This window comes from Bradyrhizobium rifense (assembly GCF_008123425.1).
Taxonomy (GTDB): domain Bacteria; phylum Pseudomonadota; class Alphaproteobacteria; order Rhizobiales; family Xanthobacteraceae; genus Bradyrhizobium; species Bradyrhizobium rifense.
In genome coordinates, this window is record NZ_VSSS01000059.1 from 30,274 (window position 1) to 54,664 (window position 24,391).

The 24,391-nt window shown below is 63.7% G+C and carries 28 protein-coding genes; 11 read left to right on the top strand and 17 right to left on the bottom strand.

Annotated features, from left to right (window positions below):
* Nucleotides 1-9 precede the first annotated feature (9 nt).
* The 13 genes from FXB40_RS34815 to urtA form a co-directional block, all read right to left on the bottom strand.
* Nucleotides 10-738 (bottom strand): urease accessory protein UreF, encoded by a 729-nt coding sequence (locus FXB40_RS34815; protein ID WP_148776806.1) that lies wholly within the window; start codon nt 736-738, stop codon nt 10-12.
* A complete protein-coding gene (gene ureE, locus FXB40_RS34820) occupies nt 719-1,348 on the bottom strand; it encodes an urease accessory protein UreE (RefSeq protein ID WP_148776807.1) in 630 nt (209 codons plus the stop codon). Before ureE ends, FXB40_RS34815 begins: the two co-directional genes overlap by 20 nt.
* Before the next feature lie 6 nt (nt 1,349-1,354).
* Nucleotides 1,355-1,654: a putative quinol monooxygenase gene (locus FXB40_RS34825; RefSeq protein WP_148776808.1), complete on the bottom strand. Its 300-nt coding sequence runs from the start codon at nt 1,652-1,654 to the stop codon at nt 1,355-1,357.
* A 136-nt stretch (nt 1,655-1,790) separates the two neighbouring features.
* Entirely contained in the window at nt 1,791-3,506 is a 1,716-nt protein-coding gene (gene ureC, locus FXB40_RS34830; RefSeq protein ID WP_148776809.1) for an urease subunit alpha, read from the bottom strand.
* 37 nt (nt 3,507-3,543) lie between these two features.
* A complete protein-coding gene (locus tag FXB40_RS34835; RefSeq protein ID WP_148776810.1) occupies nt 3,544-4,083 on the bottom strand; it encodes an HD domain-containing protein in 540 nt (179 codons plus the stop codon).
* 3 nt (nt 4,084-4,086) lie between these two features.
* Complete coding sequence (locus tag FXB40_RS34840) at nt 4,087-4,392, bottom strand: urease subunit beta (protein WP_148776811.1); 306 nt, start codon at nt 4,390-4,392, stop codon at nt 4,087-4,089.
* Between the two features lie 10 nt (nt 4,393-4,402).
* Complete coding sequence (locus tag FXB40_RS34845) at nt 4,403-4,705, bottom strand: urease subunit gamma (protein ID WP_007605424.1); 303 nt, start codon at nt 4,703-4,705, stop codon at nt 4,403-4,405.
* Nucleotides 4,706-4,745: 40 nt separating this feature from the next.
* A complete protein-coding gene (locus FXB40_RS34850; protein ID WP_148776812.1) occupies nt 4,746-5,588 on the bottom strand; it encodes an urease accessory protein UreD in 843 nt (280 codons plus the stop codon).
* Between the two features lie 51 nt (nt 5,589-5,639).
* Nucleotides 5,640-6,335: an urea ABC transporter ATP-binding subunit UrtE gene (gene urtE / locus FXB40_RS34855; RefSeq protein ID WP_148776813.1), complete on the bottom strand. Its 696-nt coding sequence runs from the start codon at nt 6,333-6,335 to the stop codon at nt 5,640-5,642.
* Between the two features lie 3 nt (nt 6,336-6,338).
* On the bottom strand, nt 6,339-7,100 hold the full coding sequence (gene urtD / locus FXB40_RS34860; protein ID WP_148776814.1) for an urea ABC transporter ATP-binding protein UrtD: 762 nt from the start codon (nt 7,098-7,100) through the stop codon (nt 6,339-6,341).
* A 5-nt stretch (nt 7,101-7,105) separates the two neighbouring features.
* Nucleotides 7,106-8,269, bottom strand: coding sequence for an urea ABC transporter permease subunit UrtC (urtC, locus tag FXB40_RS34865; RefSeq protein ID WP_148776815.1), 1,164 nt, complete (start codon nt 8,267-8,269; stop codon nt 7,106-7,108).
* Nucleotides 8,266-9,876 (bottom strand): urea ABC transporter permease subunit UrtB, encoded by a 1,611-nt coding sequence (gene urtB, locus FXB40_RS34870; protein WP_148776816.1) that lies wholly within the window; start codon nt 9,874-9,876, stop codon nt 8,266-8,268. Before urtB ends, urtC begins: the two co-directional genes overlap by 4 nt.
* An 82-nt stretch (nt 9,877-9,958) precedes the next feature.
* Nucleotides 9,959-11,281 (bottom strand): urea ABC transporter substrate-binding protein, encoded by a 1,323-nt coding sequence (gene urtA, locus FXB40_RS34875; protein ID WP_148776817.1) that lies wholly within the window; start codon nt 11,279-11,281, stop codon nt 9,959-9,961.
* Between the two features lie 504 nt (nt 11,282-11,785).
* Between urtA and FXB40_RS34880 the strand changes: the two genes are divergently transcribed.
* The 3 genes from FXB40_RS34880 to FXB40_RS34890 all read left to right on the top strand — a co-directional run bounded on the left by FXB40_RS34880 (nt 11,786) and on the right by FXB40_RS34890 (nt 14,130).
* Nucleotides 11,786-13,342 (top strand): DEAD/DEAH box helicase, encoded by a 1,557-nt coding sequence (locus tag FXB40_RS34880; protein WP_187437353.1) that lies wholly within the window; start codon nt 11,786-11,788, stop codon nt 13,340-13,342.
* A gap of 23 nt (nt 13,343-13,365) precedes the next feature.
* The gene (gene infA, locus FXB40_RS34885) at nt 13,366-13,653 is read left to right on the top strand and encodes a translation initiation factor IF-1 (RefSeq protein ID WP_008131890.1); all 288 of its coding nucleotides are present in this window, start codon (nt 13,366-13,368) and stop codon (nt 13,651-13,653) included.
* A 264-nt stretch (nt 13,654-13,917) separates the two neighbouring features.
* Nucleotides 13,918-14,130: a cold-shock protein gene (locus tag FXB40_RS34890; RefSeq protein ID WP_148776819.1), complete on the top strand. Its 213-nt coding sequence runs from the start codon at nt 13,918-13,920 to the stop codon at nt 14,128-14,130.
* A 122-nt stretch (nt 14,131-14,252) separates the two neighbouring features.
* On the opposite strand, the gene FXB40_RS34895 is transcribed toward FXB40_RS34890, so the two are convergent.
* The 4 genes from FXB40_RS34895 to FXB40_RS34910 all read right to left on the bottom strand — a co-directional run bounded on the left by FXB40_RS34895 (nt 14,253) and on the right by FXB40_RS34910 (nt 17,178).
* Nucleotides 14,253-14,876, bottom strand: coding sequence for a TadE/TadG family type IV pilus assembly protein (locus tag FXB40_RS34895; protein ID WP_148776849.1), 624 nt, complete (start codon nt 14,874-14,876; stop codon nt 14,253-14,255).
* 23 nt (nt 14,877-14,899) lie between these two features.
* Entirely contained in the window at nt 14,900-15,478 is a 579-nt protein-coding gene (locus tag FXB40_RS34900) for a TadE/TadG family type IV pilus assembly protein (RefSeq protein ID WP_148776820.1), read from the bottom strand.
* 216 nt (nt 15,479-15,694) lie between these two features.
* Nucleotides 15,695-16,192 carry a pilus assembly protein N-terminal domain-containing protein gene (locus tag FXB40_RS34905; protein ID WP_148776821.1) on the bottom strand — a complete coding sequence of 166 codons (498 nt, stop codon included), beginning with the start codon at nt 16,190-16,192 and terminating at the stop codon, nt 15,695-15,697.
* A 158-nt stretch (nt 16,193-16,350) separates the two neighbouring features.
* The gene (locus tag FXB40_RS34910) at nt 16,351-17,178 is read right to left on the bottom strand and encodes a sterol desaturase family protein (RefSeq protein WP_148776822.1); all 828 of its coding nucleotides are present in this window, start codon (nt 17,176-17,178) and stop codon (nt 16,351-16,353) included.
* 257 nt (nt 17,179-17,435) lie between these two features.
* Here FXB40_RS34910 and FXB40_RS34915 point away from each other — a divergent pair, with 257 nt between their 5' ends.
* From FXB40_RS34915 to FXB40_RS34945, 8 genes are all read left to right on the top strand, one after another.
* On the top strand, nt 17,436-17,600 hold the full coding sequence (locus tag FXB40_RS34915) for a Flp family type IVb pilin (protein WP_148776823.1): 165 nt from the start codon (nt 17,436-17,438) through the stop codon (nt 17,598-17,600).
* 77 nt (nt 17,601-17,677) lie between these two features.
* Nucleotides 17,678-17,818 (top strand): hypothetical protein, encoded by a 141-nt coding sequence (locus FXB40_RS48295; protein ID WP_187437358.1) that lies wholly within the window; start codon nt 17,678-17,680, stop codon nt 17,816-17,818.
* Between the two features lie 122 nt (nt 17,819-17,940).
* Nucleotides 17,941-18,465: an A24 family peptidase gene (locus FXB40_RS34920; RefSeq protein ID WP_148776824.1), complete on the top strand. Its 525-nt coding sequence runs from the start codon at nt 17,941-17,943 to the stop codon at nt 18,463-18,465.
* 127 nt (nt 18,466-18,592) lie between these two features.
* On the top strand, nt 18,593-19,390 hold the full coding sequence (gene cpaB / locus FXB40_RS34925) for a Flp pilus assembly protein CpaB (protein ID WP_187437354.1): 798 nt from the start codon (nt 18,593-18,595) through the stop codon (nt 19,388-19,390).
* A gap of 11 nt (nt 19,391-19,401) precedes the next feature.
* Nucleotides 19,402-20,877 (top strand): type II and III secretion system protein family protein, encoded by a 1,476-nt coding sequence (locus FXB40_RS34930; protein WP_187437355.1) that lies wholly within the window; start codon nt 19,402-19,404, stop codon nt 20,875-20,877.
* Between the two features lie 20 nt (nt 20,878-20,897).
* Nucleotides 20,898-21,632 (top strand): CpaD family pilus assembly protein, encoded by a 735-nt coding sequence (locus FXB40_RS34935; RefSeq protein ID WP_148776827.1) that lies wholly within the window; start codon nt 20,898-20,900, stop codon nt 21,630-21,632.
* Nucleotides 21,629-22,894, top strand: a complete 1,266-nt coding sequence (locus FXB40_RS34940) for a CpaE/TadZ family protein (RefSeq protein ID WP_148776828.1) — start codon at nt 21,629-21,631, stop codon at nt 22,892-22,894. Before FXB40_RS34935 ends, FXB40_RS34940 begins: the two co-directional genes overlap by 4 nt.
* Nucleotides 22,895-22,915: 21 nt before the next feature.
* A complete protein-coding gene (locus tag FXB40_RS34945) occupies nt 22,916-24,379 on the top strand; it encodes a TadA family conjugal transfer-associated ATPase (protein WP_148776829.1) in 1,464 nt (487 codons plus the stop codon).
* The last annotated feature ends 12 nt before the right edge of the window (nt 24,380-24,391 follow it).

Below are 24,391 nucleotides of genomic sequence, written 5' to 3' on the forward strand. Positions count from 1 at the left end.
CCGTATCGCTCACGAGCGAAACAACCGCGTATATTGTGTCTCGTGCCGCAGGCTGGCGAGATCGGCGCGGAAGGTTGCGCTGCCGAGGTCGTCCAATGTCGCGTTCAGTGCCCGATTGGCGGTTGCGGCGACAGCCGCTTCCAATTTCACCAGCACGCGCTGGCTGTCGGTCTGGCCGAGCGGAATGAGCCGGCTGGCTGCCGAGATCCAGTTCGAGACCAGCGCATGCAGGAAGGCGTGCAGCGTCGGCGCCAGCGGCACGCCGTGCAGCGCCGCGACGACGCCGACGGCCACGGGATAGACCAGCGGTGTGCGGCAGGCCGCGACCATGGCATCCAGGCCCTCGGCATCCCACGCCGCGCGGGAGATGTCGATGAACGCTCGCCCCTGCGAGGTCGTCTCGAGCTGCCGTTCGCGCGACGGCACGAAGGCAGCAGCAAGCTCGGCGACATCATTCAAGGCGGCGTCTTCACCGGCCTCGGCGGCGCGATAGGCGTGGACCAGAAACGTCGCATCGCAAACGCCGGAGCCGTCGCCGAGCATGGCATCCAGCCAATCGGCCAGCGTCGCGACGTCGGTGACGTCCCCCGCTTCGACCGCCCACTCGATGCCGCTGGAATAGGAGAACCCGCCGACGGGAAACGCCGGCGACAGCCACGTCATCAGCCGGTACAGCGCCGCCGCCTCGCGCTCGGCGAGGTCGCCGTTACTGACCGGCTCATTTGTGGTCATGAGCATGCTTGTGGCCGTGGCGATGGTCGGGATGATCGCAATGCTCGTCGTGGTGATGGTGATCGTGCCCATGGTCATGTGCGGCATGATCATGGGCATGGTGGTCGTGACCGTGATGATCATGATCGTGGTGACCATGGCCATGATCGTGGTGTCCGTGGTCGTCATGCCCGTGCGCATGGGCGGCCTCGGCATAGGCCCCGCCTTCGGGATCGAACGGCGCCTCGATCTCGACCACCCGCGCGCCAAGCCCCTTCACCATGGCTTCGATGACGTGGTCGCGGCGAATGCGCAAGGCCTTGGCCATGAGCTGCGTCGGCAGATGGCGATTGCCGAGGTGCCAGGCGACACGGATGAGATGGTGCGGATCGTGGCCGCGGATCTCGAGCAGCGGCTCGGGTGCCGCGACCACTTCGACCAGTCTTCCGTCTTCCAGCACCAGCGCATCGCCGCCGCGCAGTGCAACGGCATTCTCCAGGTCGAGCAGGAATTCGAGGCCCCGCGTTCCCGTCATCGCCATGCGGCGGCGGTGCCGATCGTCGAAATCGAGCACGACCGTATCCGCCGGCGTTTCCGTGAAGCGGTGCTGTCCCTGAACCTGCGTTGCCCGGATCATGCGCTATTACCTCGTCTCGACCTTCTCGGGCGTGATGACTTCGATCTTCGGCGGCGCCGCGAAGCATTTCACCGCAACACGGCCGAACGTCTTCATGTGCTCCTGGCCACGATGCGGCACCAGCGCCTCGGCGTTCTCCCACTGCTCGACGAACACCATCTTGGAGGGATCGGTGACGCTCTCGTGCAGATCGTAGGCGATATTGCCGGGTTCCTTCCGCGTCTCCTTGATGCAGGCGGTGGCGGCCGCAATGAATTCGGCGCGCGTTTCGGGCTTGATGGTCAGGGTGGCAACGACGTAGATCACGAGAAATCCTCCCGGCTTTTCTTCTAAGGGTTAGATACCGGGCGGGACATTAGACCAGCCGGGATCGAACGCAAAACCGGAAAAGCCGCCCCCGGACATGCAGTGATGCGTCCGGGACATGCGTTGAGGCGCTATTTCAGTACATGAAATATCGCTGCGCCATTGGCAGCACCTCGGCGGGCGGACAGGTCAGAAGCTCGCCGTCGGCACGCACCTCATAGGTCTCCGGATCGACCTCGATATTGGGCGTGGCGTCGTTATGGATCATGCTCTTCTTCGAGATCTTGCTGCGGGTGTTCTGGACCGCATAGAGCTTCTTTTCGATACCGAGTTTTCGCGCCAGCCCACCGGTAATGGCTGCCTTTGAAGTAAACACCACCGAGGACGCCGTGCGCGCCTTGCCGAAGGCGCCGAACATCGGCTGATAATGCACCGGCTGCGGCGTCGGAATCGAGGCGTTCGGGTCGCCCATGGGAGCTGCGACGATCATGCCGCCCTTGACGATGCAATCCGGCTTGACACCGAAGAAAGCCGGCGACCACAGCACGAGATCGGCAAGCTTGCCCTTCTCTACCGAACCGATCAGCTTCGACACGCCATGCGCGATCGCCGGATTGATCGTGTACTTGGCGATGTAGCGCTTGACGCGAAAATTGTCGTTGTCCTTGCCTTTGTCCTGCGGCAGTGACCCGCGCTGCTTCTTCATCTTGTCGGCGGTCTGCCAGGTCCGGATGATGACCTCGCCGAGGCGGCCCATGGCCTGCGAGTCCGAGGACATCATCGAGAGCGCGCCGAGATCGTGCAGGATGTCCTCGGCGGCGATGGTTTCCTTGCGGATGCGGCTTTCCGCGAAGGCCAGATCTTCCGCAATCGAGGGATCGAGGTGGTGGCACACCATCAGCATGTCCAGATGCTCGTCGATGGTGTTGCGCGTGAACGGCCGCGTCGGATTGGTCGAGGACGGCAGCACGTTCTTCAAGCCGGCGACCTTGATGATGTCAGGGGCGTGACCACCGCCGGCACCTTCGGTGTGGAAGGCGTGGATGGTGCGGCCCTTGAACGCCTTGATGGTGTCCTCGACAAAGCCGGATTCGTTCAGCGTATCGGAATGCAGCATGACCTGAATGTCGTAATCGTCGGCCACCGACAGGCAATTATCGATTGCGGCCGGCGTGGTGCCCCAATCCTCGTGCAGCTTCAGCGCGCAGGCGCCGCCCTTGATCATCTCGACCAACGCGGCTGGACGCGACGCATTGCCCTTGCCAGAGATGCCGAGATTAACCGGGAAGGCATCGAACGACTGGATCATCCGCCCCATGTGCCAGGGGCCGGGCGTGCAGGTCGTGGCGAAGGTGCCGTGCGAGGGACCAGTGCCGCCGCCGAGCATCGAGGTGACGCCGCTCATCAGCGCGTGCTCGATCTGCTGCGGGCAGATGAAATGGATGTGGCTGTCGAAGCCGCCGGCCGTGAGGATTTTTCCCTCGCCCGCGATCACGTCGGTGCCGGGGCCGATGATGATGGTGACGCCCGGCTGGATATCGGGATTGCCGGCCTTGCCGATCGCCGAAATCATGCCCTCCTTGATGGCGACGTCGGCCTTGACGATACCCCAATGGTCGACGATCAGCGCATTGGTGATGACGGTGTCGGCCGCGCCCTGCTTGTTGGTGACCTGCGACTGGCCCATGCCGTCACGAATCACCTTGCCGCCGCCGAACTTCACCTCCTCGCCATAGATGGTGAAGTCCTTCTCGACCTCGATGATGAGATCGGTGTCGGCCAGCCGCACCTTGTCGCCGGTGGTCGGACCGAACATGTCGGCATAGACGGAACGCTTCATCTTGACGGACATCACAAGCCCCGTTTGCGTTTGAATTCCAATTCAGTGCTCACAGCGAGGCCCTCGCTGTTCGCACCATGTTGTCGAATGTCGTGTCGAGCCAGGCATTGCCGCCGCGGCAGCCGGCGACGACCTGCTCGGCCCAGCCGGTGTAGTCGGCGAGGTCGTCGCGCTCTTCCGCGGTCGGATCGGAGTGAATGCGCGCGCCAATATTGCTGACCTTGTCGGCGATCTTGATCAGTTTTGCGCTTGCCGATTTCTTCGGCGCATCGACGACCTGCAGACGTCGCCGCTCGGCCTTCGGCAAGCTCATATTGTCGGTGCATTCGACGACGAGAGAGGCGACACGGTCGGAGAATCTCTGCGCGAGCTCCTCGCGTGCGGTCTCGGTGTCCTCGATCACATCGTGCAGCCAGCCGGCCGCGACGAGCTCGGCATCAGCGCCATCGGTCGCGGCCGCCAGCAGGTTCGCGACCTCCGCGAGATGGTTGATATAAGGCTCATCTCCCCGCCCCTTGCGCGCCATGCCATTGTGCCGGCGCGCGGCCAGCTCAGCAGCTTCCGAGATGAGGCGCACGGCGGAGAGCATGAATCACAGCTTCCCCATCACGTCGCCACGAAAGCCGTAGATCGTCCTCTTGCCGGCAAGTGCGACCAGCTGGATGTCGCGGGTCTGGCCGGGTTCGAAGCGGACGGCGGTGCCGGCGGCGATGTCGAGGCGCATGCCGCGGGACTTCCTGCGGTCGAACTTCAGCGCCGGGTTGGTCTCGAAGAAATGGTAGTGCGAGCCGACCTGGATCGGGCGGTCGCCGGTGTTGGCGACCGTCAGCGTCACGGTCTTGCGGCCGGCATTGAGCTCGATCTCGCCGTCCTGGATGAAGAGTTCGCCGGGGATCATGATCTCGCTCCTATCGGATCGGTTCGTGCACGGTGACGAGCTTGGTGCCGTCAGGGAACGTCGCCTCGACCTGGATGTCGTGGATCATCTCGGGGATGCCTGGCATCACCTGGTCGCGGGTCAGCACCTGCGCGCCGGATTGCATCAGCTCGGCGACCGTGCGGCCGTCGCGCGCGCCCTCGAGGATGAAATCGGAGATGATCGCGATTGCCTCGGGATGATTGAGCTTGACGCCACGGTCGAGCCTGCGGCGGGCCACGATCGCCGCCATCGAGATCAGAAGCTTGTCCTTTTCGCGGGGAGACAGGTTCATGCGAAATCTCTTCCGTTCAACACTTCAATTCAGCCAGCCATCAATTCAGCCAGAGTCGCGGCAGCGCCGCACCGGTGCGCGCCAGCACGGCCATCATGTCGGCGCGCAAACGCGCCGCATCTTGGGCACAGAACCGCGCCATTGCAAAGCCATTCCAGGCCGAGATTCCGACCTCGCCGGCGAAACTATCCGATGCCTCACGAATGCGCTCGACCAGTGCCTCGTCGCCGGGCACGATCAGGGCCGTGCCGATCGCAGCACCCGCCTTGGCAACCGCCGATCGCGCGAGCTTTGCGCCGATATTGCCGTCGAGCCGGATGGTCTCGGCAAAGACCAGCCTGCCGCCACGGCGCAACCGCCAGCGGTCGACGAATTCGCCCTGCTCCATACGCTCGCCCATCGCGGTGCGGCCGAATACGACAATTTCACAAAGCAGGAGCGAGGCAGCATCATCGAGTTCGATGTCGAAGCGGCGATGAACCCGGGCGCGATCGAACAGGATCGTCTCCTGGGGCAACCAGCCGAGATGCGCGCCGGCCGCAACCTTCAAGGAAATATTGAGCTGCGCTGCCGCGCCCGGCGCGCGATAGACCTTTTCCGCGGCCGCCGTGGTCAGCGTCAAACGCGCAGCGTCGGCGGCCGAGATCTCGATGTCGAAGCGATCGCCGCCGGCGACGCCGCCGGCCGTGTTGACGAACACACCGGACAGGCCGTCATCCTCCGGCGAGGGGAAGCGCACGCGGAGCGAGCCGGATTCATGCAAGACGCCGCGCCGCGTCACGCCGTCGCGCGCGTGCACGTCGAAGCGCACCGCACCGCGGGCACGGTTGGCTTCGAACACCGAAGATGTCGCCAAAGATGTGACCAAGGCGTCGCTGCGCATCCGTCTCCCCCAGCCGGCCGCGGCAGGATCTTTAGCCTACGATTACCCGGCTTACAGCGCCATCTGGCGGCTGATCTCGCTGGCGTCGAGATTGGAGCGGTCGCAGGTGAACTTCACCGCGCCGCGATCCATCACCGCGAAACTGTCGCCGAGCTCGCAGGCAAAGTCGAGATATTGTTCGACCAGCACGATGGCGATGTTGCCGAGGTTGCGCAAGTAAGAGATGGCCCGGCCGATGTCCTTGATGATCGAGGGCTGGATGCCCTCGGTCGGCTCGTCGAGCAATAGCAGCTTTGGCCGCATCACCAGCGCACGCCCGATCGCCAGCTGTTGCTGCTGGCCGCCGGAGAGATCGCCACCGCGCCGACCGAGCATGGACTCCAGCACCGGAAACAACGAGAACACGTCGTCCGGGATGTGCTTGTCCTCGCGCTTGAGCGGGCCGAAGCCGGTTTTGAGGTTCTCCTCGACCGTCAGAAGCGGAAAGATCTCGCGGCCCTGCGGCACGAAGCCGATGCCCTTGCGCGCCCGCTCATAGGGCTTGAGGCCCGTGATGTCGCTGCCGTCGAACACGATCGCGCCCGAGGAGATCGGATATTGCCCGACCATGGCGCGCAGCAGCGAGGTCTTGCCGACGCCGTTACGCCCGAGCACGCACGTCACCTTGCCCGGCTCGGCCGCGATCGAGACACCGCGCAGCGCCTGAGCCGCACCGTAGAACAGGTTGATGTCCTTGACCTCAAGCATTGCTCAGCGCCCCAGATACACTTCGATGACCCGCTCGTTGGACGAGACCTGGTCGATGGTTCCTTCGGCGAGCACCGTGCCTTCATGCAGGCAGGTCACCTTGACCCCGAGCTCGCGCACGAACGTCATGTCGTGCTCGACCACCATGACCGTATGGGTCTTGTTGATCTCCTTGAGCAGCTCGGCAGTGAGATGCGTCTCGACGTCGGTCATCCCTGCGACGGGCTCGTCGACGAGGAGCAGTTTTGGGTCCTGCGCCAGCAGCATGCCGATCTCGAGCCATTGCTTCTGGCCGTGGCTGAGGCTGCCGGCGAGGCGGTTGCGGGCGTCGGTGAGGCGGATCGTCTCCAGCACCTTGTCGATACGCTCCGACTCCGCCCTGCTGCCGCGCCAGAACAGCGTGCCCTTGACGCTGTGATCGACATTGAGCGCGAGCAGGAGGTTGTCGTGCACGGTCTGGCTTTCGAACACCGTCGGCTTCTGGAATTTGCGGCCGATGCCGAGCTCGGCGATGCGGGTCTCGTCCAGCCGCGTCAGGTCGGTGACGCCGTCGAACAGCACCGTACCCTCGTCCGGCTTGGTCTTGCCCGTGATGATGTCCATCATGGTGGTCTTGCCGGCGCCGTTCGGGCCGATGATGGCGCGCATCTCGCCCGGCGCGAGCGTCAGCGACAGATTGTTGATGGCGTGGAAGCCGTCGAACGAGACGTGCACGCCGTCGAGATAGAGCATCGCGGAGGTCGCGCGGGTATCCATGACGTTCATGACCGCTACTCCGCCATCTTGGGTTCGGTGACGCCGTCTTCGGCCGCCGCGCTCGCCGCTACTGGGCGTTTCTCTCTCGACGCTTCCCGCCATGCATTGAAGGTGCCGACGATGCCCTTGGGCAGCAGCAGCGTCACCAGGATGAACAGCGCACCCAGCATGAACAGCCAGTACGGCGCCAGCACGCCGGAGGTGAAGAAGGTCTTGGCATAGTTGACGACGATGGCGCCGAGCGCCGCGCCGACCAGCGTGCCGCGGCCGCCGACCGCGACCCAGATCACCGCCTCGATCGAATTGCCAGGTGCGAATTCGCTCGGATTGATGATGCCGACCTGCGGCACATAGAGCGCACCGGCGACGCCGGCCATGCAGGCCGACAGCGTGAATACGAACAGCTTGTAGGATTCGACGCGGTAGCCGAGGAAGCGGCTGCGCGATTCCGCATCCCGGATCGCGATCAGCACCTTGCCAAGCTTGGAGGACACGACCGCGCGGCAGATCAGGAAGCTGACGATCAGGCCGAGGCAGCTCAGCATGAACAGGGCGCCGCGGGTACCTTCGGCCTGCACGTTGAAGCCGAGGATATCCTTGAAGTCAGTCATGCCGTTGTTGCCGCCGAAGCCGAAATCGTTGCGGAAGAAGGCGAGCAGCAGCGCATAGGTCATCGCCTGCGTGATGATCGACAGATACACGCCGGTGACGCGGGAGCGAAAGGCGAGCCAGCCGAAGCAGAAGGCGAGCAGGCCGGGCGCGAACAGCACCATCAACGCGGCGAACCAGAACATGTCGAAGCCGTGCCAGTACCACGGCAATTTCGAGTAGTTCAGGAACACCATGAAGTCGGGCAAAATTGGATTGCCGTAGACGCCGCGGGTGCCGATCTGCCGCATCAGGTACATGCCCATGGCGTAGCCGCCGAGCGCGAAGAAAGCACCGTGGCCAAGCGAGAGGATGCCGCAATAGCCCCAGATCAGGTCGATCGACAGCGCGAGGATGGCGTAGCAGACATACTTGCCCCAGAGCGCGACGAGGTAGGTCGGCACCTGGAAGAAAGAGCCGGCGGGCAGCAACAGATTGGACAGCGGGATCAGCACGCCCAGCGCGGCAACAGCCAACAGGAATATCGTTGCGCCGCGGTCCAGCGATCGCGTCAGCATGTGAGGGGTCATGCTTCCACCGCACGGCCCTTGAGCGCGAACAGGCCGCGCGGCCGCTTTTGAATGAACAGGATGATCAGAACCAGGATCGCGATCTTGCCGAGCACGGCGCCGGCGACCGGTTCCAGGAATTTGTTGGCGATACCGAGCGTGAAGGCGCCGACCAGGGTGCCCCAGAGATTGCCGACCCCGCCGAACACCACGACCATGAAACTGTCGATGATGTAGCTCTGGCCGAGATTGGGGCTGACATTGTCGATCTGCGACAGCGCCACGCCGGCGATGCCGGCGATGCCCGAGCCGAGCCCGAAGGTCAGCGCGTCGACACGCGAGGTGGCGATGCCCATCGAGGCCGCCATGCGACGGTTCTGCGTCACCGCGCGCATCTCGAGCCCAAGCGCAGTGTAGCGCAGCATCGCGAGCAGGATCATGAACACCGCGAGTGTGAAAACGAGGATCCAGAGCCGGTTATAGGTGATGGTGATCTGGCCGAGATCGAACGCGCCGCTCATCCAGGAGGGGTTACCGACCTCGCGGTTGGTCGGGCCGAACATGGTGCGCACCGCCTGCTGCAGAACCAGCGACAGGCCCCAGGTCGCAAGCAGCGTCTCCAGCGGCCGGCCATAGAGGAAGCGGATGATGCTGCGCTCGATCAGCACGCCGATGGCGCCGGCGACGAGGAAGGCGAGCGGCACGGCGATCAGCAGCGAATAGTCGAACAGAGCGGGATAGCGGGTGCGGATCACCTCCTGCACCACGAAGGTGGTGTAGGCTCCGATCATCACCATCTCGCCATGGGCCATGTTGATGACGCCCATCACGCCGAAGGTGATAGCGAGCCCAATCGCGGCGAGCAGCAGCACCGAACCGAGCGACAGCCCGTACCAGGCATTCTGCACCGAGGACCAGACCGCCAGCGAGCTCTGAATCGAGCTGATGGCGCTCGCGGCAGCCTTTGCGACAGAGGGCGGTTGGTCGGTGCCGATGTCGGACAGCAACGCCAGCGCTTCCTGATCGCCGCGCGCCTTGATGGTGGCAACGGCCTCGAGCTTCTGCACTTCGGTGGCGTCGGACTTGAACAGCAGGATGGCGGCGCGCGCGTCACCGAGCGCGGTCTTGACCGATTTGTTGGTTTCCTTGGCGAGCGCACCTTCAACCGGCTCGAGCGCGGTCTCCTCATGCGACTTGAAGACGGACTGCGCGGCCTGGAGCCGCGCGCCGAGATCGGGCGACTGCAGCGTCAGGCTGCCGAGCGCAGCATCGACGCTGCGGCGCAGGCGGTTGTTGAGGCGGACGGCGCTGGCGCTATCGGGCACGCTGGCCACGGGCTCGCCGGTCGCGGCGTCAATTGACTTGCCGTCGGTGCCGGTGACGTAAACCTTCTTGCTGTCCGGATCGGCCATCAGGCGGCCGTCCTGGAGCGCGCTGATGATGGGGAAAGCCAGCTTGTTGCCGCTGCTGGCGACCACGCCGATCGCTTCGTCCGTATCGGAGTAATCGTCGTTGGCAAATTTGGCGACCGCATCCTCGAACGGACCGGCAAAGGCCGGCAGTGCGAACGCGATCAGGAATAGCGAGAGGACAAAGGTGCAGAGACGAGCGGACAAATTGGTTGGCACTGTGGATCACCCCGGCAGAAGTGGGGAGAAGACGGCGGAATAGCCGTCTTCTCCCATTGTGCAGTCGAAAGTCAGATCCGGATCAGGAGCCGGAGCCGAGGCACTTGTTGGTCTTGGTGTTGAAGTTGCCGCACTTCTTGCCGACCCAATCGCCGATCAGGTCCTTGGAGCCGTCGAGCTCCTTCGACCAGGCGTCGCCCGCGACGAGACCCGGGGTCTTCCAGACCACGTCGAACTGGCCGTTGCCCTTGATCTCGCCGATGAACACCGGCTTGGTGATGTGGTGGTTCGGCAGCATCTTCGAGGTGCCACCGGTCAGGTTCGCAGCCTCGATGCCGGGAAGCGCGTCGATCACCTTGTCCGGATCGGTCGACTTCACCTTCTCGACGGCCTTGATCCACATGTTGAAGCCGATCACGTGAGCTTCCATCGGATCGTTGGTCGTGCGCCTCGGGTTCTTGGTGTAGGCCTGCCAGTCCTTGATGAACTTCTCGTTCGCGGGGGTCTTGATCGACTCGAAGTAGTTCCAGGCGGCGAGATGGCCGACCAGCGGCTTGGTGTCGATGCCGGCGAGTTCTTCCTCACCCACCGAGAACGCGACCACCGGGATGTCCTTCGCCTTGATGCCCTGGTTGCCGAGCTCCTTGTAGAAGGGGACGTTGGCGTCGCCGTTGATGGTCGAGACCACCGCCGTCTTCTTGCCGGCCGAGCCGAACTTCTTGATGTCGGCCACGATCGTCTGCCAGTCGGAGTGACCGAACGGCGTGTAGTTGATCATGATGTCTTCCTGGGCGACACCCTTGGACTTCAGGTAGGCTTCCAGGATCTTGTTGGTGGTGCGCGGATAGACGTAGTCGGTGCCCGCGAGCACCCAGCGCTTCACCTTCTCGTCCTTCATCAGATAGTCGACGGCCGGGATCGCTTGCTGGTTCGGCGCCGCACCGGTGTAGAACACGTTACGCTCGGACTCTTCGCCCTCGTACTGCACGGGGTAGAACAGGATGTTGTTGAGCTCCTTGAACACCGGCAGCACCGACTTGCGCGACACCGAGGTCCAGCAGCCGAACACGACCGAGACCTTGTCCTTGGTGATCAGTTCGCGCGCCTTCTCGGCGAACAGCGGCCAGTTCGAGGCGGGGTCGACGACGACGGCCTCGAGCTTCTTGCCGAGTACGCCGCCCTTCTTGTTCTGCTCGTCGATCAGGAAAAGGATGGTGTCCTTCAGCGTGGTTTCGCTGATGGCCATGGTGCCGGAGAGGGAGTGCAGGACGCCGACCTTGATGGTGTCGTCCGCGGCTTTGGCACCGGAAATGGACGCCAGACCGAGCATCAGTCCGGTGGTCGCGGCGAGAACGCCGCGGCGGCTAAATGACGCCGCTATATCGTGAATGGATTTGGTAGGCATGGATGTATCATCTCCCTGACGCAGACGTGAAAAACGCTGCGAAACGGCCCCACGGCCGCCTGCGATTAACGGAATCGCAAGAACCATGCCATGGGCTGGGCACCTGCCAAGTGATTGGTCAGTCTAGACAATTTCGCCGCAATCAAACTTTAGCCGCAGTCTGATTGCTCAAAACTTGGGCGAAGAAAATGTATGCTTCTGCGGCATCCAGTTTATTTTTTGAGCAAAACGCCGCTACTGGCTAAAATTCCGGCATAACTATTTTTGCACTGCAATCGACGCCAGGTGAACGCCTGCCTTGAAACCGCCGCGTCAATGTTCCATATGATGCAGGAGATCGCTTGCGAATCGAGCGGTCGTTGCGAGCCGCGTGTTCTTAAGCCCTCTACGGGCGTCTGGCTTGCCCCATATCTCCCAAGCCATCCGACACCCCAAACACGCAGGTGTCTTCTCGACACCCCTTTGCGCGTGCCCCGCTGATTGCGCCGGGCGCCCGCTTTTGACATGAAAAGAGCCCCTCTTTTGACTTCCTTTCAGGACTTCGGCCTCGCTGAACCCATCGCACGTGCGCTCGCCGAAGAGAATTACGTCACCCCCACCCCCATCCAGGCCCAGACGATTCCCACGGCGCTGACCGGCCGCGACGTCGTCGGCATCGCCCAGACCGGCACCGGCAAGACCGCGTCCTTTGCGCTGCCGATCCTGCATCGCCTGCTGGAGAACCGCATCAAGCTGCAGCCCAAGACCTGTCGTGTGCTGGTGCTGTCACCCACTCGCGAGCTTTCGGGGCAGATCCTCGACAGCTTCAACGCCTATGGCCGCCACATCCGCCTGTCCTCGACGCTCGCCATCGGCGGCGTGCCGATGGGCCGTCAGGTCCGCTCATTGATGCAGGGCGTCGAGGTGCTGGTCGCCACCCCCGGTCGCCTGCTCGACCTCGTGCAGAGCAACGGGCTGAAGCTTGGCAGCGTCGAATTCCTCGTGCTCGACGAAGCCGACCGCATGCTCGACATGGGCTTTATCAACGACATCCGCAAAATCGTCGCCAAGTTGCCGATCAAGCGGCAGACGCTGTTCTTCTCGGCCACCATGCCGAAGGACATCGCAGAGCTCGCCGACTCCATGCTGCGTGATCCCGCCCGCGTCGCGGTGACCCCGGTCTCTTCGACCGTGGAGCGCATCCAGCAGCGCATCATCCAAGTCGACTTCTCGGCCAAGCCGGCGTTTCTCGCCAAGCTACTGAAGCAGGAGCAGGTCAACCGCGCGTTGGTCTTTACCCGCACCAAGCACGGCGCCGACAAGGTCGTAAAGACGCTTGAGAAGGCCGGTATCGCCGCCAGCGCCATCCATGGCAACAAGTCGCAGAACCATCGCGAACGGACGTTAGCCCAGTTCCGCACAGGCGAGATCCGCACGCTGGTCGCCACCGACATCGCCGCCCGCGGTATCGATGTCGACGGTATCACCCACGTCATCAATTTCGACCTGCCGAACGTGCCCGAGACCTATGTGCACCGCATCGGCCGCACCGCGCGGGCCGGCGCCGAAGGCACCGCGATTTCGCTGGTCGCCGGCGGCGAGGAGCTCAGCTATCTCCGCGACATCGAGCGGCTGATCAAGGTGGCACTGCCGCGCGAGGATCTGCGCACTGATGCCGGCCGCCGCGATGCGGGCGCTCCCCCGCAGCAGCAGCAACGGCAGGGTCGCCCCGGCCGCCCAGGCCAGCGCCCGCAAGGCGCAAGGCATGGTGAGGGACGCCACGGCGACGGCCGACGTGGTGACGAAAGGCGCAGCGACGGACGGCATAGCGCCGGCAAGCAGGGCGACGGAAGGCCCGGCGAAGGTCGGCATGTTGACGGACGGCCTGGCAATAGCCAGAAGGTCTCCAAGGGATCTCGCCCCCAAAGGTCTGGTGGCAAGTCGCACTCTTCGTCAAACGACCGACCGGAGCAGCGTTCCGCGCATAGCGCGGGCAAGCCTGATGGGATACAAGGCGTTGCCTTTTTGCGCCGCGAGAGTCGGCCGATGGGCCAACCGACCCGCAAACCCTATTCGCACTAGCCGTCCACGACCTGGAGAAATTCATGGCTAAGGAAGAGCTGATCCAGTTCGAAGGACTGGTCACCGAAATCCTCCCCGACGCGCGCTACCGCGTGCAGCTCGACGCCGGGCACGAGATCGTCGCCTACACCGCCGGCAAGATGAAGAAGAACCGCATCAAGACGCTGGCGGGAGACCGTGTGACGGTGGAGATGTCGCCCTACGACCTCGAAAAGGGCCGGCTGATTTTCCGCCACAAGGACGAACGCCCCAGTGGCGTGGGTGGACCTCCCCGTCCCGGACAGCGCGGCGGTCAGTTCCGTCGCCGCTAATCAGTTTCGCGCAAGCGCGGAACTAAAATGCTGGCCTGTATGCTGATCCGCCGCGCAAATCGCGGCGGATCAAAAAATCGTGCGCGTCAGGATTGTTTTGGTGCCTTATTTCCAATAAAATCCGCTAATCGATTTTCGGCCGGACGACATTAGCATCCACCGGTACAGCCGGTTCAGACACGCTGACGACCCTTCCAGAAATTCGATCTAACCTGCCTGCGCAAGCGGGCTCTTACATTGTGTATCTGAGAAGGAACTACCCCCGTGAGCATGGGAACCGTGAAGTGGTTTAACGCAACCAAGGGCTTTGGCTTCATCCAGCCCGACGATGGCGGCAAGGACGTGTTCGTTCACATCAGCGCCGTCGAGCGCGCCGGCCTCGGCTCGCTGCGCGAAGGCCAGAAGATCTCCTACGAGATCGTCGCCGATCGCCGGTCCGGCAAGTCGGCTGCCGACAACCTCCGCGACGCAGGCTGATCTCCAGCGCGCGCGCTGTCGGGCCCCGCCCGGATCAGCGCGAGCGCACCGAACAACGAAAAGGCCGTGCGGGATGCACGGCCTTTTCTATGCGGTATCGACGAGCTCGCCCGGCATCCAGCTCAGCAGGACGCCGGAACGCCGCCATAGACAACGCAAGTGACTTGTCGCGGCCGCGTATAAGAGACATCGCTCAGCGTGACGCCCGTCTTCAGGACGTATTTGACGGGAGCTGTGTAAATGTAGCTCACCTGGCTGAAGATGAGATAGGTCGACGGAATCAGGAGCGTCGACGGAATCATCGACGTGACCGTGGTGTTGGCCGTCAGTGTCGGCGGCGGAGCCGTCAGACTGGCCTGCGTCGCTCCGCTCGCAATGACAGCGGACTTGCTCCATTGAATCTTGGCGATGCTGTTTGCATCGATATAGATCTGGGCGATCGTGCCGTTCACGAGCGTATTGTCGTACGGCGTGATGATCGACATGCTCGCCGTGAACGTGTTCTGGAGGTTGGTGTTGGTCAATGTCCCCGAGGACTGCGACGTCAAATCGGACAGAGTTCGCGCAATCAACGTCACCTTGCGGTCGACCGCCACCGCGGATGAGAGCTCGACGGTGCCGAAGAACATCACGAGCATCACCGGCACGATCACCGCGAACTCGGTCGCCGCGAGGGCCTCGTTGTCTGCGCGGAATTTGCCTGCAGAGATTCGGCCAGCTTGCAAGATTTTCACGATCGCCTGCATGGTTCTGCTCAAATCCGATGGTCCTAGTAGGGCTCGTTCTGGAATGCGGCCGTCGCAACGAGAAGCCGTGTATTGTTGGTGGTGCTACAGGCCAAATTGAAGCCAAGCCCGGTCACGAACAGCGGCCACTTGTAATAGAGCCGCACCACGACGACTTGCCCGGAGCTGCCGGGATTGTACCCCGTCGTGGTGGGATCGAAGTTGCAGGCGGTGTAGTTGCCGAGCGTGACCGACGAGAAGTCCGAATAGCTCTGGACGTCGACGCTGAGACTGTTGCAGTCGAACAGCGCCGGAATCTGCGCACAGACGTAGGTCTTGAACGTCGCCTGGGTGCACGGCGTGGCCACGGAGTTCACCGCACAGCTCGTCACTGAACCGGACTGCGCCTGCCCGGTCAGGACGACGCGGGCGGAGCTCTGCGTGATGGACTCGAGCACCTGGCTCGCGAAGAACATCAGCGCGACCTCGATGATCGCGAACAACAGCCCGAAGAAGATCGGCGCAACCAGCGCGAACTCGACCGCTGCGGATCCGCGGCGATTGCCGCGAAACCGGCGCAGCGCTGTCCGGAGCGTGAACCTCGAAGGTGCGGGCGATGGCATCGCGTGAAATTCCCCAGCGGCAGCGATCTCTGCCCCGATCAGTACCGGAAACTGATTGTTTAAGTGTTTCAGACAATCCGCACCGGCCGGACCGAGTCGTTAAGATCGGGTTAACCACGCCGGCCCGCGGACGCGCGGAGAACAGAAAAACCCGGCGACACGACAGCGTCGCGCGGGACCGGATGGTCCCGCCCGTCGACCTCTCGGCTGATCTCGCTAGTTCGTCTTGGCAGCCGCAGCACCGCTGCCGCTGGCGTTGCCGCTCAGCGTCCCGGCCTGACTCATCGTGGCGCTGAAGTAACCGTCGCTGTCGCCGAGCGTGACGCGGCGCTGGCAGATCGGCAGGCAGCTATAGGACTCCCGCTCGACCCCGCGATAGACGGTGACGAGACGGTCGCTCGGGCCTTCGACCTGGATCTGCCGATCGACCAGGATCTCGCCGCCGCGGTCGAGCGCGATGAAGTTGGTGGCGCCGTAACCCTTGCCGGTCACGACGATCATTCCGCCGGGCTGCAGCGTCACGTCGGCGATCAGGGGATTCCCGACCACGATCGTTGCCACCTTGCCGGGCAGCCGCACGAGCTTGGCCTGGTCGACATTGACCGCGATGGTATCGGCGGTTGGCTCGGCAAGGCCTATGGCCGGCGAAGCCAGCACGGCAGCCGCAGCCAGAAGACAGATGCGCGCATGACGGCGCAGGAACTCTTTACGCATACTCTTACCCCGGGACGTCACAAACCGGCAGAATTGATCAGGAAGCGGAGCCGGCGCCCGACCCGGTTAACCTGCCTGTAATTCGTGAACGTTCCGCAAACTCGGCAAGTATTGTTTGAACGGACTGGCGTTTTGTCGCCCCGGCGCCGGACGCAGTCCTATTGGCGGAACGGATAAGCAAGCTGGCCGCCGATCTCCTTCGGCATCGTCGCTTCATCCTTGCCGTAGTCCTGCGGCAGCTCGCCCTTCGGCATGCGGAAGGTCCCGAACAGCACGTCCCAGATCGGGAAGGTGCCGGCAAAATTGGTGTCGCCGCCCTCCTCGAGCGAGGTGTGGTGCCAGCGGTGGAACACCGGCGTCGCCAGCACATATCTGAATGGCCCGAAGGTCCAGTTCAAATTGGCGTGCACGAAAGCCGAATGGAAGGTCGTGAACGGGCCGACCCAGATCATCACGTTCGGCGAAATGCCGGCCATCAGCAGCACGACGTCGACGCCGATGGTGCCGAGCATCAGATTGACCGGATGGAAGCGGGCCGCCGAGATCCAGCTGATCTCCTCCGAGGAGTGATGGATCGCATGATATTTCCAGAACCCGCCGCCGTGAAACAGCCGGTGCAGCCAGTACAGCATGAAGTCGGCCAGGACCAGGAACAGCACGCCCTGCACCCAGAGCGGCAACTGCGACAGCGGGCCGTGGCCATTGTCGTAGAAGGCGATCAGCTCGTCGGCGTCGTGGATGTTGAAGACGACGCCAGCGGTGACGATCAGGAGTCCGATCCGCATGGTGCGGGCGAACACCGGAACGAAGAACCAGTAGCAGATGTCGGTCGCGATCTCGCGCTTGCGCCACCACGCCAGACCGGCATTGCAGGCCCAGAAGTGTTCGAGCACGGTGAAAACCACCGCGAGCATGAGAGTGACGGGGATCACCTTCTCGATGGTCTCGCCGAGCATCAGGGCGACTTGCATGGGTAGGCTCGACATCATCGCTTCTGTTCCAGTCTGCTGATCTCTCTTACGCCTACTCCGCGAAATTTAAGGGACGATGAAGTTGACGGCGCGTTCGGAACTGAAACGAATCGAGACGACCGCCTTAAGGCGAAATTCACTCTGGCCAAAAGCATCGCGCGAGGCGCGGGTTTGACCGATCGAATTAACTCTACCGAAAGAGCTCGGATCACATGGTCGTCGTGTCAAGACAGCGCCGATCGAGGCGACCTCACCCAGATGGAGTTTAGTTCATGATGAACCTGATTGCGCGTTTCGCGAAGGATGAATCCGGCGCCACCGCCATCGAATACGGTCTGATCGCCGCCGGCATCGCGCTGGCCATCATCACCGTCGTCAACAGCCTCGGCACCACGCTGAACGCCAAGTTCGGCTCGATCAGCTCCTCGCTGAAGTAAGCCGACCGGCAGACGATGGCAAAAGCCCCGGACCTCCGGGGCCTTTGTTTTTTTGGACAGTGCGAGTTCCAGTGGCGTTGCGTAAGCACAGAACCGATGCCGCGGTTGCGGCGAACGAGGCGGACACGGCGCGCAGCGAGGCGTCGGCCTATTGGGTCTGCCTTGCTCTGCTGCTCGCCGTGGTCACGCTCGCGATGCGCATCGCCAGCATGTGGTGAGCCTTCTGGCGCCGGATGGCCGACTCCGAGACTGCTGCTGTTGTCGGTTTGTTTAGCACTGCCCCCTAGCATGCGCCGACGCCCCGACCCGGGCGACAGACCCAGGCCTCAAGACGCAGCCCATGATCCTCGACCTCGCGCGCCTTCTGCTCTTCCCGGCCTTGATGGCGTTCGCAGCCGCCAGCGATCTATTCACCATGACGATCTCGAACCGCGTCTCGCTGGCGCTGGTGGCAGGTTTCTTCGTGCTCGCCTTTGCCGGTGGCATGGCACCTTACGAGATGCTGAGCCATGTCGGCGCCGGCGCGCTGCTCCTCGTCGTGGCTTTCACGTGCTTTGCGATGGGCTGGATGGGCGGCGGCGACGCCAAGGTCGCAGCTTCCGTGGCGCTCTGGTTCGGCTTCGGTCCATTGATGGACTTCCTGCTCTACGCTTCGCTGTTCGGCGGCGCGCTGACGCTGCTCCTGCTCCAGTTCCGGCAATGGCCGTTGCCTTACGGGCTTGCCGGCCAGGCCTGGCTCGCGCGGCTCCACGACAAGCAGACCGGTATTCCCTACGGCATCGCGCTCGCCCTTGGCGCGTTGATGGTCTACCCCGAGACCGAATGGGTGAAAGCGATCGACCTCGCGCACCTCGCACTGCGCTGAACGCTCCGGATAAACCCGGCGTTAAGCCGATTTAGATACGCCTCATTAACCATGCTTTGACGAATAGCTGGTCAACTGCCGATTACGGCGGCGGAAGCGTCGCGGCGTTCTGTGGAAAGTGAAGCGTATGAATAGGGCACGCATAGTCGTCCTGACGGTCGCCATCTGCGCCGGCGGCATCGCCGCGTATCTGGCGAGCGGCTCGGACTCTGCGCCGCCTCCAGCGGCTCCGGTCGCGCAGCTTCCCACCACCGACGTGCTGGTCGCCAAGAACGACATCGGCCTCGGGCAGACCGTAAAGCCGGAAGACGTGCAGTGGCAGACCTGGCCGACCGCGACCGCCAGCGCCGCCTTCATCCGCCGCAGCGAGCGCCCCGACGGCGCGACCCAGGTCACCGGCTCGATTGCGCGCGCCCCCTTCATTCAGGGTGAGCCGATCCGCGACCAGAAGCTGGTCAAAGCTGACGGGTCCGGCTTCATGGCTGCGATCCTGCCGAGCGGCATGCGCGCCATCTCCACCGAAATCTCGCCGGAGACCGGCGCGGGCGGCTTCATCCTGCCGAACGATCGCGTCGATGTGCTGCTGACGCGCCGCCTCAAGAACCCGGACCAGACCGCCGGCGCCCAGGATATCGTCACGTCCGAGGTCATTCTGGTCAATGTCCGCGTGCTCGCCATCGACCAGGCGCCGAAGGAGAAGGACGGCCAGAACGCGGTGGTCGGCAAGACCGTGACGCTGGAACTCAATTCCGCACAAACCCAGCTGCTTTCCTCGTCCCGCCAGGCTGGAACGCTGTCGCTCGCGCTGCGCAGCATTGCCGACGTCAAGATGAGCGAGATCACGCTCGATGAATCCGCGCAGAAGCGCGATGGCGTTTCGATCATCCGCTACGGCATTCCGACCCAGGCGGCGAAGGCACGATGAGGACAGTCGATATGAAATGCAGGGCAGATCTGGCGACGATGCGGACCTCGATGGTTCGCGCCCTGTCGTTCTCGGCCGCTCTCGCGCTGACGCTCAATCCCACGCTGACGCCGGTGATCGCAGCAGATTACCGTCCTGCGGCGACGGTTGCAGCCGACGGCCAGATGAATGCGCGCTTCCTCTCGCTAGGCGTCGGCAAGTCGATCGTGATCGACCTGCCGCGCGACATCAAGGATGTGTTGGTTGCCGACCCCAAGATCGCCAACGCGGTGGTCCGCTCGTCGCAGCGCGCCTACATCATCGGCGCCACGGTCGGCCAGACCAACATCGTGTTCTTCGATTCCGCCGGCCAGCAGATCGCCGCCTATGACATCGCGGTCAAGCGCGACCTCAACGGCGCGCGTGCGGCGCTGAAGCAGATCCTGCCCAATGCCGACATCCAGATCGACGGTCTCGGCGACGGCGTCGTCCTGACCGGGACTGCGGCCAACCCGCTCGAAGCGCAGCAGGCCAACGACCTCGCCGCACGCCTCGCCGGCGGCCCCGAAAAGGTGGTGAACTCGATCGTGGTTCGCGGCCGCGACCAGGTGATGCTGAAGGTAACGGTCGCCGAAGTCGCGCGCACCGTCATCAAGCAGCTCGGCATCGACCTCACCGCGAACCTGAACTACGGCACCTCGGTGGTGAGCTTTTCCAACTCCAACCCGTTCACGGCGCTTGGTAAAAATCTCGTAGACAACAACGCTCTGACCACCAAGTTCGGCGCAACGCCGTCGGTACAGGCCACCCTGCGCGCGATGGAAACCGCAGGTGTGATCCGGACGCTGGCCGAACCGAACCTGACCGCGATCTCCGGCGAGTCCGCGACCTTCATCGCCGGCGGCGAATTCCCGGTGCCGGCAGGCTATGCCTGCGATCCCACCACGCATGTCTGTACCACCCAGATCAGCTTCAAGAAGTTCGGCATCTCGCTCAACTTCACCCCCGTGGTGCTGACCGAGGGCAAGATCAGCCTGCATGTGATGACCGAGGTCTCGGAACTGTCGAACGAAAATGCGATCACGCTGTCGCAGGCCGTGACCTCGACCTCGGTCAACTCGCTGACGGTGCCGTCGATCAAGACCCGCCGCGCCGAGACCTCGCTGGAAATTCCCTCCGGCGGCGCGATGGCGATGGCCGGCCTGATCCAGCAGCAGACCAAGCAGGCGATCAGCGGAATGCCGGGGCTCATGCAGCTCCCGATCCTCGGCACGCTGTTCCGCAGCCGCGACTTCGTCAACAACACGACCGAGCTGGTCGTGATCGTGACGCCCTATGTCGTTCGCGCAGCGGCACCCAAGGACCTGTCGCGGCCGGATGACGGCTTCGCGGCGCCAGCGGATCCGCAGGCCGAACTGATCGGCAACATCAATCGCATCTATGGCGTGCCGGGCCGGACCGAGCCGGCAAAGAACTACCGCGGCACCTACGGCTTCATCACGGACTGATGGCGGAACGGGGACATAGTATGATCACAGCACGACCCCAGACCCGCTACCGCGCCGCCGGCCTCGGTGGTGCGCTCGTCGGTATCGCGCTCGCGCTCGGCGGCTGCCAGCACGACGAGGTGGCCATCGCTTCCATTCCCGACGATTACAAGCAGCGGCATCCGATCGCGATCGAGGAACAGAACCGTTCGATCGTCGTGTTCGTCGGTCACGCCCGCGGCGGCCTGACCGCAGCCCAGCGCGCCGACGTGATGGGCGTGGCCTCGGCCTGGATGCACGAGGGCACCGGCGCCATCCACATCGACGTGCCGTCAGGAACGCCGAATGCGCGTCCGGTGGCGGAATCGATGCACGAGATTCAGGCTATGCTGGCGGCGGCGGGCGTTCCCCCGCGCGGCATCATCTCCCGTCCCTACCAGCCGGAAGACAAACGCTTCCTGCCGCCGATCCGGCTGACCTATTCCAAGATCGCCGCGGTCGCGGGCCCCTGCGGCCTGTGGCCGGAGGATCTCGGCCCCTCGATGAAGAACAAGAGCTGGTTCGAGAACAAGGACTACTACAATTTCGGCTGCGCCTATCAGCGCAATATGGCGGCCATGGTCGACAATCCGTCGGACCTCGAGCAGCCGCGGTCTGAAACTCCGGCCTACACGGCGCGCCGCACGGCCGCCTTCGAGAAGTATCGCAAGGGAACTCCGACGGCAGTTGCCTATCCCGAGGCCGACAAGGCCAAACTCAGCGACACCGGCAAATGATCAACTACGCGCGCCAGACTCAAGACGAGCAGCCGGAAGCCCCTGCGCCGGTCGACGAGCATATTGCGCCCGCGCCGCGCGTCTCGGTTCAGGCCTTCTGCGAGACCGTGGAGACTGCGGCCGCCGTGCAATCGGCCGGCGAGGATCGCCGTCTCGGCAAGGCCCATCTGAAGATCCAGATGGGCGGCATGGCGGCTGCGATCGAAGCTTATCGGTCTGCTCCCACTCCCAATGTGATCGTGCTCGAGAGCGACGCCCGCAACGATTTGCTGGCCGGGCTCGACCAGCTTGCCACGGTCTGCGACGCCGGCACCCGGGTGGTCGTAATCGGCCGCATCAACGACGTCATGCTCTATCGCGAGCTGGTGCGCCGCGGCGTCAGCGACTACGTGCTCGCGCCGGTTGGTGCGATCGACGTCGTGCGCTCGATCTGCAACCTGTTCTCGGCACCGGAAGCCAAGGCGGTCGGCCGCATCATTGCCGTGGTCGGCGCCAAAGGCGGCGTCGGCGCCTCTACCATCTCCCACAACGTCGCCTGGGCGATCGCGCGGGACCTCGCGATGGACGCCGTGGTCGCCGATCTCGACCTCGCCTTCGGTACCGCGGGGCTCGACTACAACCAGGACCCGCCACAGGGCATCGCGGATGCCGTGTTCTCGCCCGATCGCGTCGATACCGCCTTCATCGACCGCCTGCTGTCGAAATGCACCGACCACCTCAGCCTGCTGGCGGCGCCGGCCACGCTCGACCGGGTCTATGATTTCGGCATCGACGCCTTCGACTCGGTGTTCGACACGCTGCGCGCGACCATGCCCTGCATCGTGCTCGACATCCCGCATCAATGGTCGGGCTGGACCAAGCGCGCCTTGATCGGCGCCGACGACATCCTGATCGTGGCGGCGCCGGACCTGGCCAACCTGCGCAACACCAAGAACCTGTTCGATCTCCTGAAGGCAGCGCGTCCCAACGACCGCCCGCCGCTGTACTGCCTGAACCAGGTCGGCGTTCCCAAGCGGCCGGAGATCGCGGCGGCCGAATTCGCCAAGGCGATCGAGAGCCAGCCGGTCGTCGCGATCCCGTTCGAGCCTCAGATCTTCGGGGCGGCCGCCAACAACGGCCAGATGATCGCGGAGATCTCCGCCAACCACAAGTCGATCGAGATGTTCCTCCAGATCGCCCAGCGCCTGACCGGCCGCAGCGAGACGAAGAAACAAAAGTCGTCCTTGCTTTCACCGCTGATTGATAAGTTGCGGGGAAAATAGGCCGCCCCATGGAGTTGTTAAGTGTTCGGTAAGCGTAGCGGAACAGACACCGACCTTCGGGCTCCCAAGCCCGGCGCCGTGTCGCCAGAGCCCGCCCAGGCTCCGGCGCCGACGGTGTCGCGCGCGCCGCCCCCGCCGGCCGTCGCCTCGCCGCCGCTCGCCCCTGCCCGGCCCGCGCCGGCCATGGAAAGCCGCCGCTCGGACAATTATTACGAGGTCAAGGCGACCATCTTCGGCGCGCTGATCGAGGCCATCGACCTCGCCCAGCTCGCCAAGCTCGATTCCGAGTCCGCGCGCGAGGAAATCCGCGACATCGTCAACGAGATCATCGCGATCAAGAACATCGTGATGTCGATCGCCGAGCAGGAAGAGCTGCTCGACGACATCTGTAACGACGTGCTCGGCTATGGTCCGCTCGAGCCGCTGCTGGCTCGCGACGATATCGCCGACATCATGGTGAACGGCGCCGGCACCGTCTTCATCGAAGTCAGCGGCAAGATCCAGAAAACCGGCATCCGCTTTCGCGACAACCAGCAGCTCCTCAATATCTGCCAACGCATCGTCAGCCAGGTCGGCCGGCGCGTCGACGAATCCTCGCCGATCTGCGACGCGCGCCTTGCCGACGGCTCCCGCGTCAACGCCATCGTGCCGCCGCTGGCGATCGACGGCCCCGCGCTCACCATTCGTAAGTTCAAAAAGGACAAGCTGACGCTGGATCAGCTGGTCAAGTTCGGCGCGATCTCGCCGGAAGGCGCGGAAATCCTCCAGATCATCGGACGTGTCCGCTGCAACGTGCTGATCTCCGGCGGTACCGGCTCGGGCAAGACCACGCTGCTCAACTGTCTGACCAACTACATCGAGCACGACGAGCGCGTCATCACCTGCGAAGACGCCGCCGAACTCCAGCTCCAGCAGCCCCACGTGGTGCGGCTCGAAACCCGGCCGCCCAACATCGAGGGCGAAGGCCAGGTCACCATGCGCGAGCTGGTGCGCAACTGTCTGCGTATGCGTCCTGAACGAATCATCGTCGGCGAAGTCCGCGGTCCGGAGGCCTTCGACCTCCTCCAGGCCATGAACACCGGCCATGACGGCTCGATGGGAACGCTGCACGCCAACAATCCGCGCGAAGCGCTGTCACGCTGCGAATCCATGATCACGATGGGCGGCTTTTCCCTTCCTTCGCGAACAATTCGCGAAATGATCTGCGCTTCGATCGACGTCATCGTCCAGGCCGCGCGCCTGCGCGACGGTTCGCGCCGCATCACCCACATCACCGAGGTGATGGGCATGGAAGGCGATACCATCATCACTCAGGACATCTTCCTCTACGACCTGGTCGGCGAGGACGCCAACGGCAAGATCATCGGCAAGCACCGCTCGACCGGTATCGGCCGCCCGAAATTCTGGGAGCGCGCCCGCTACTACGGCGAAGAGAAACGCCTTGGCGCCGCGCTCGACGCCGCGGAAGTGGCACCGAACACGTGAGCAGGTCGGTAC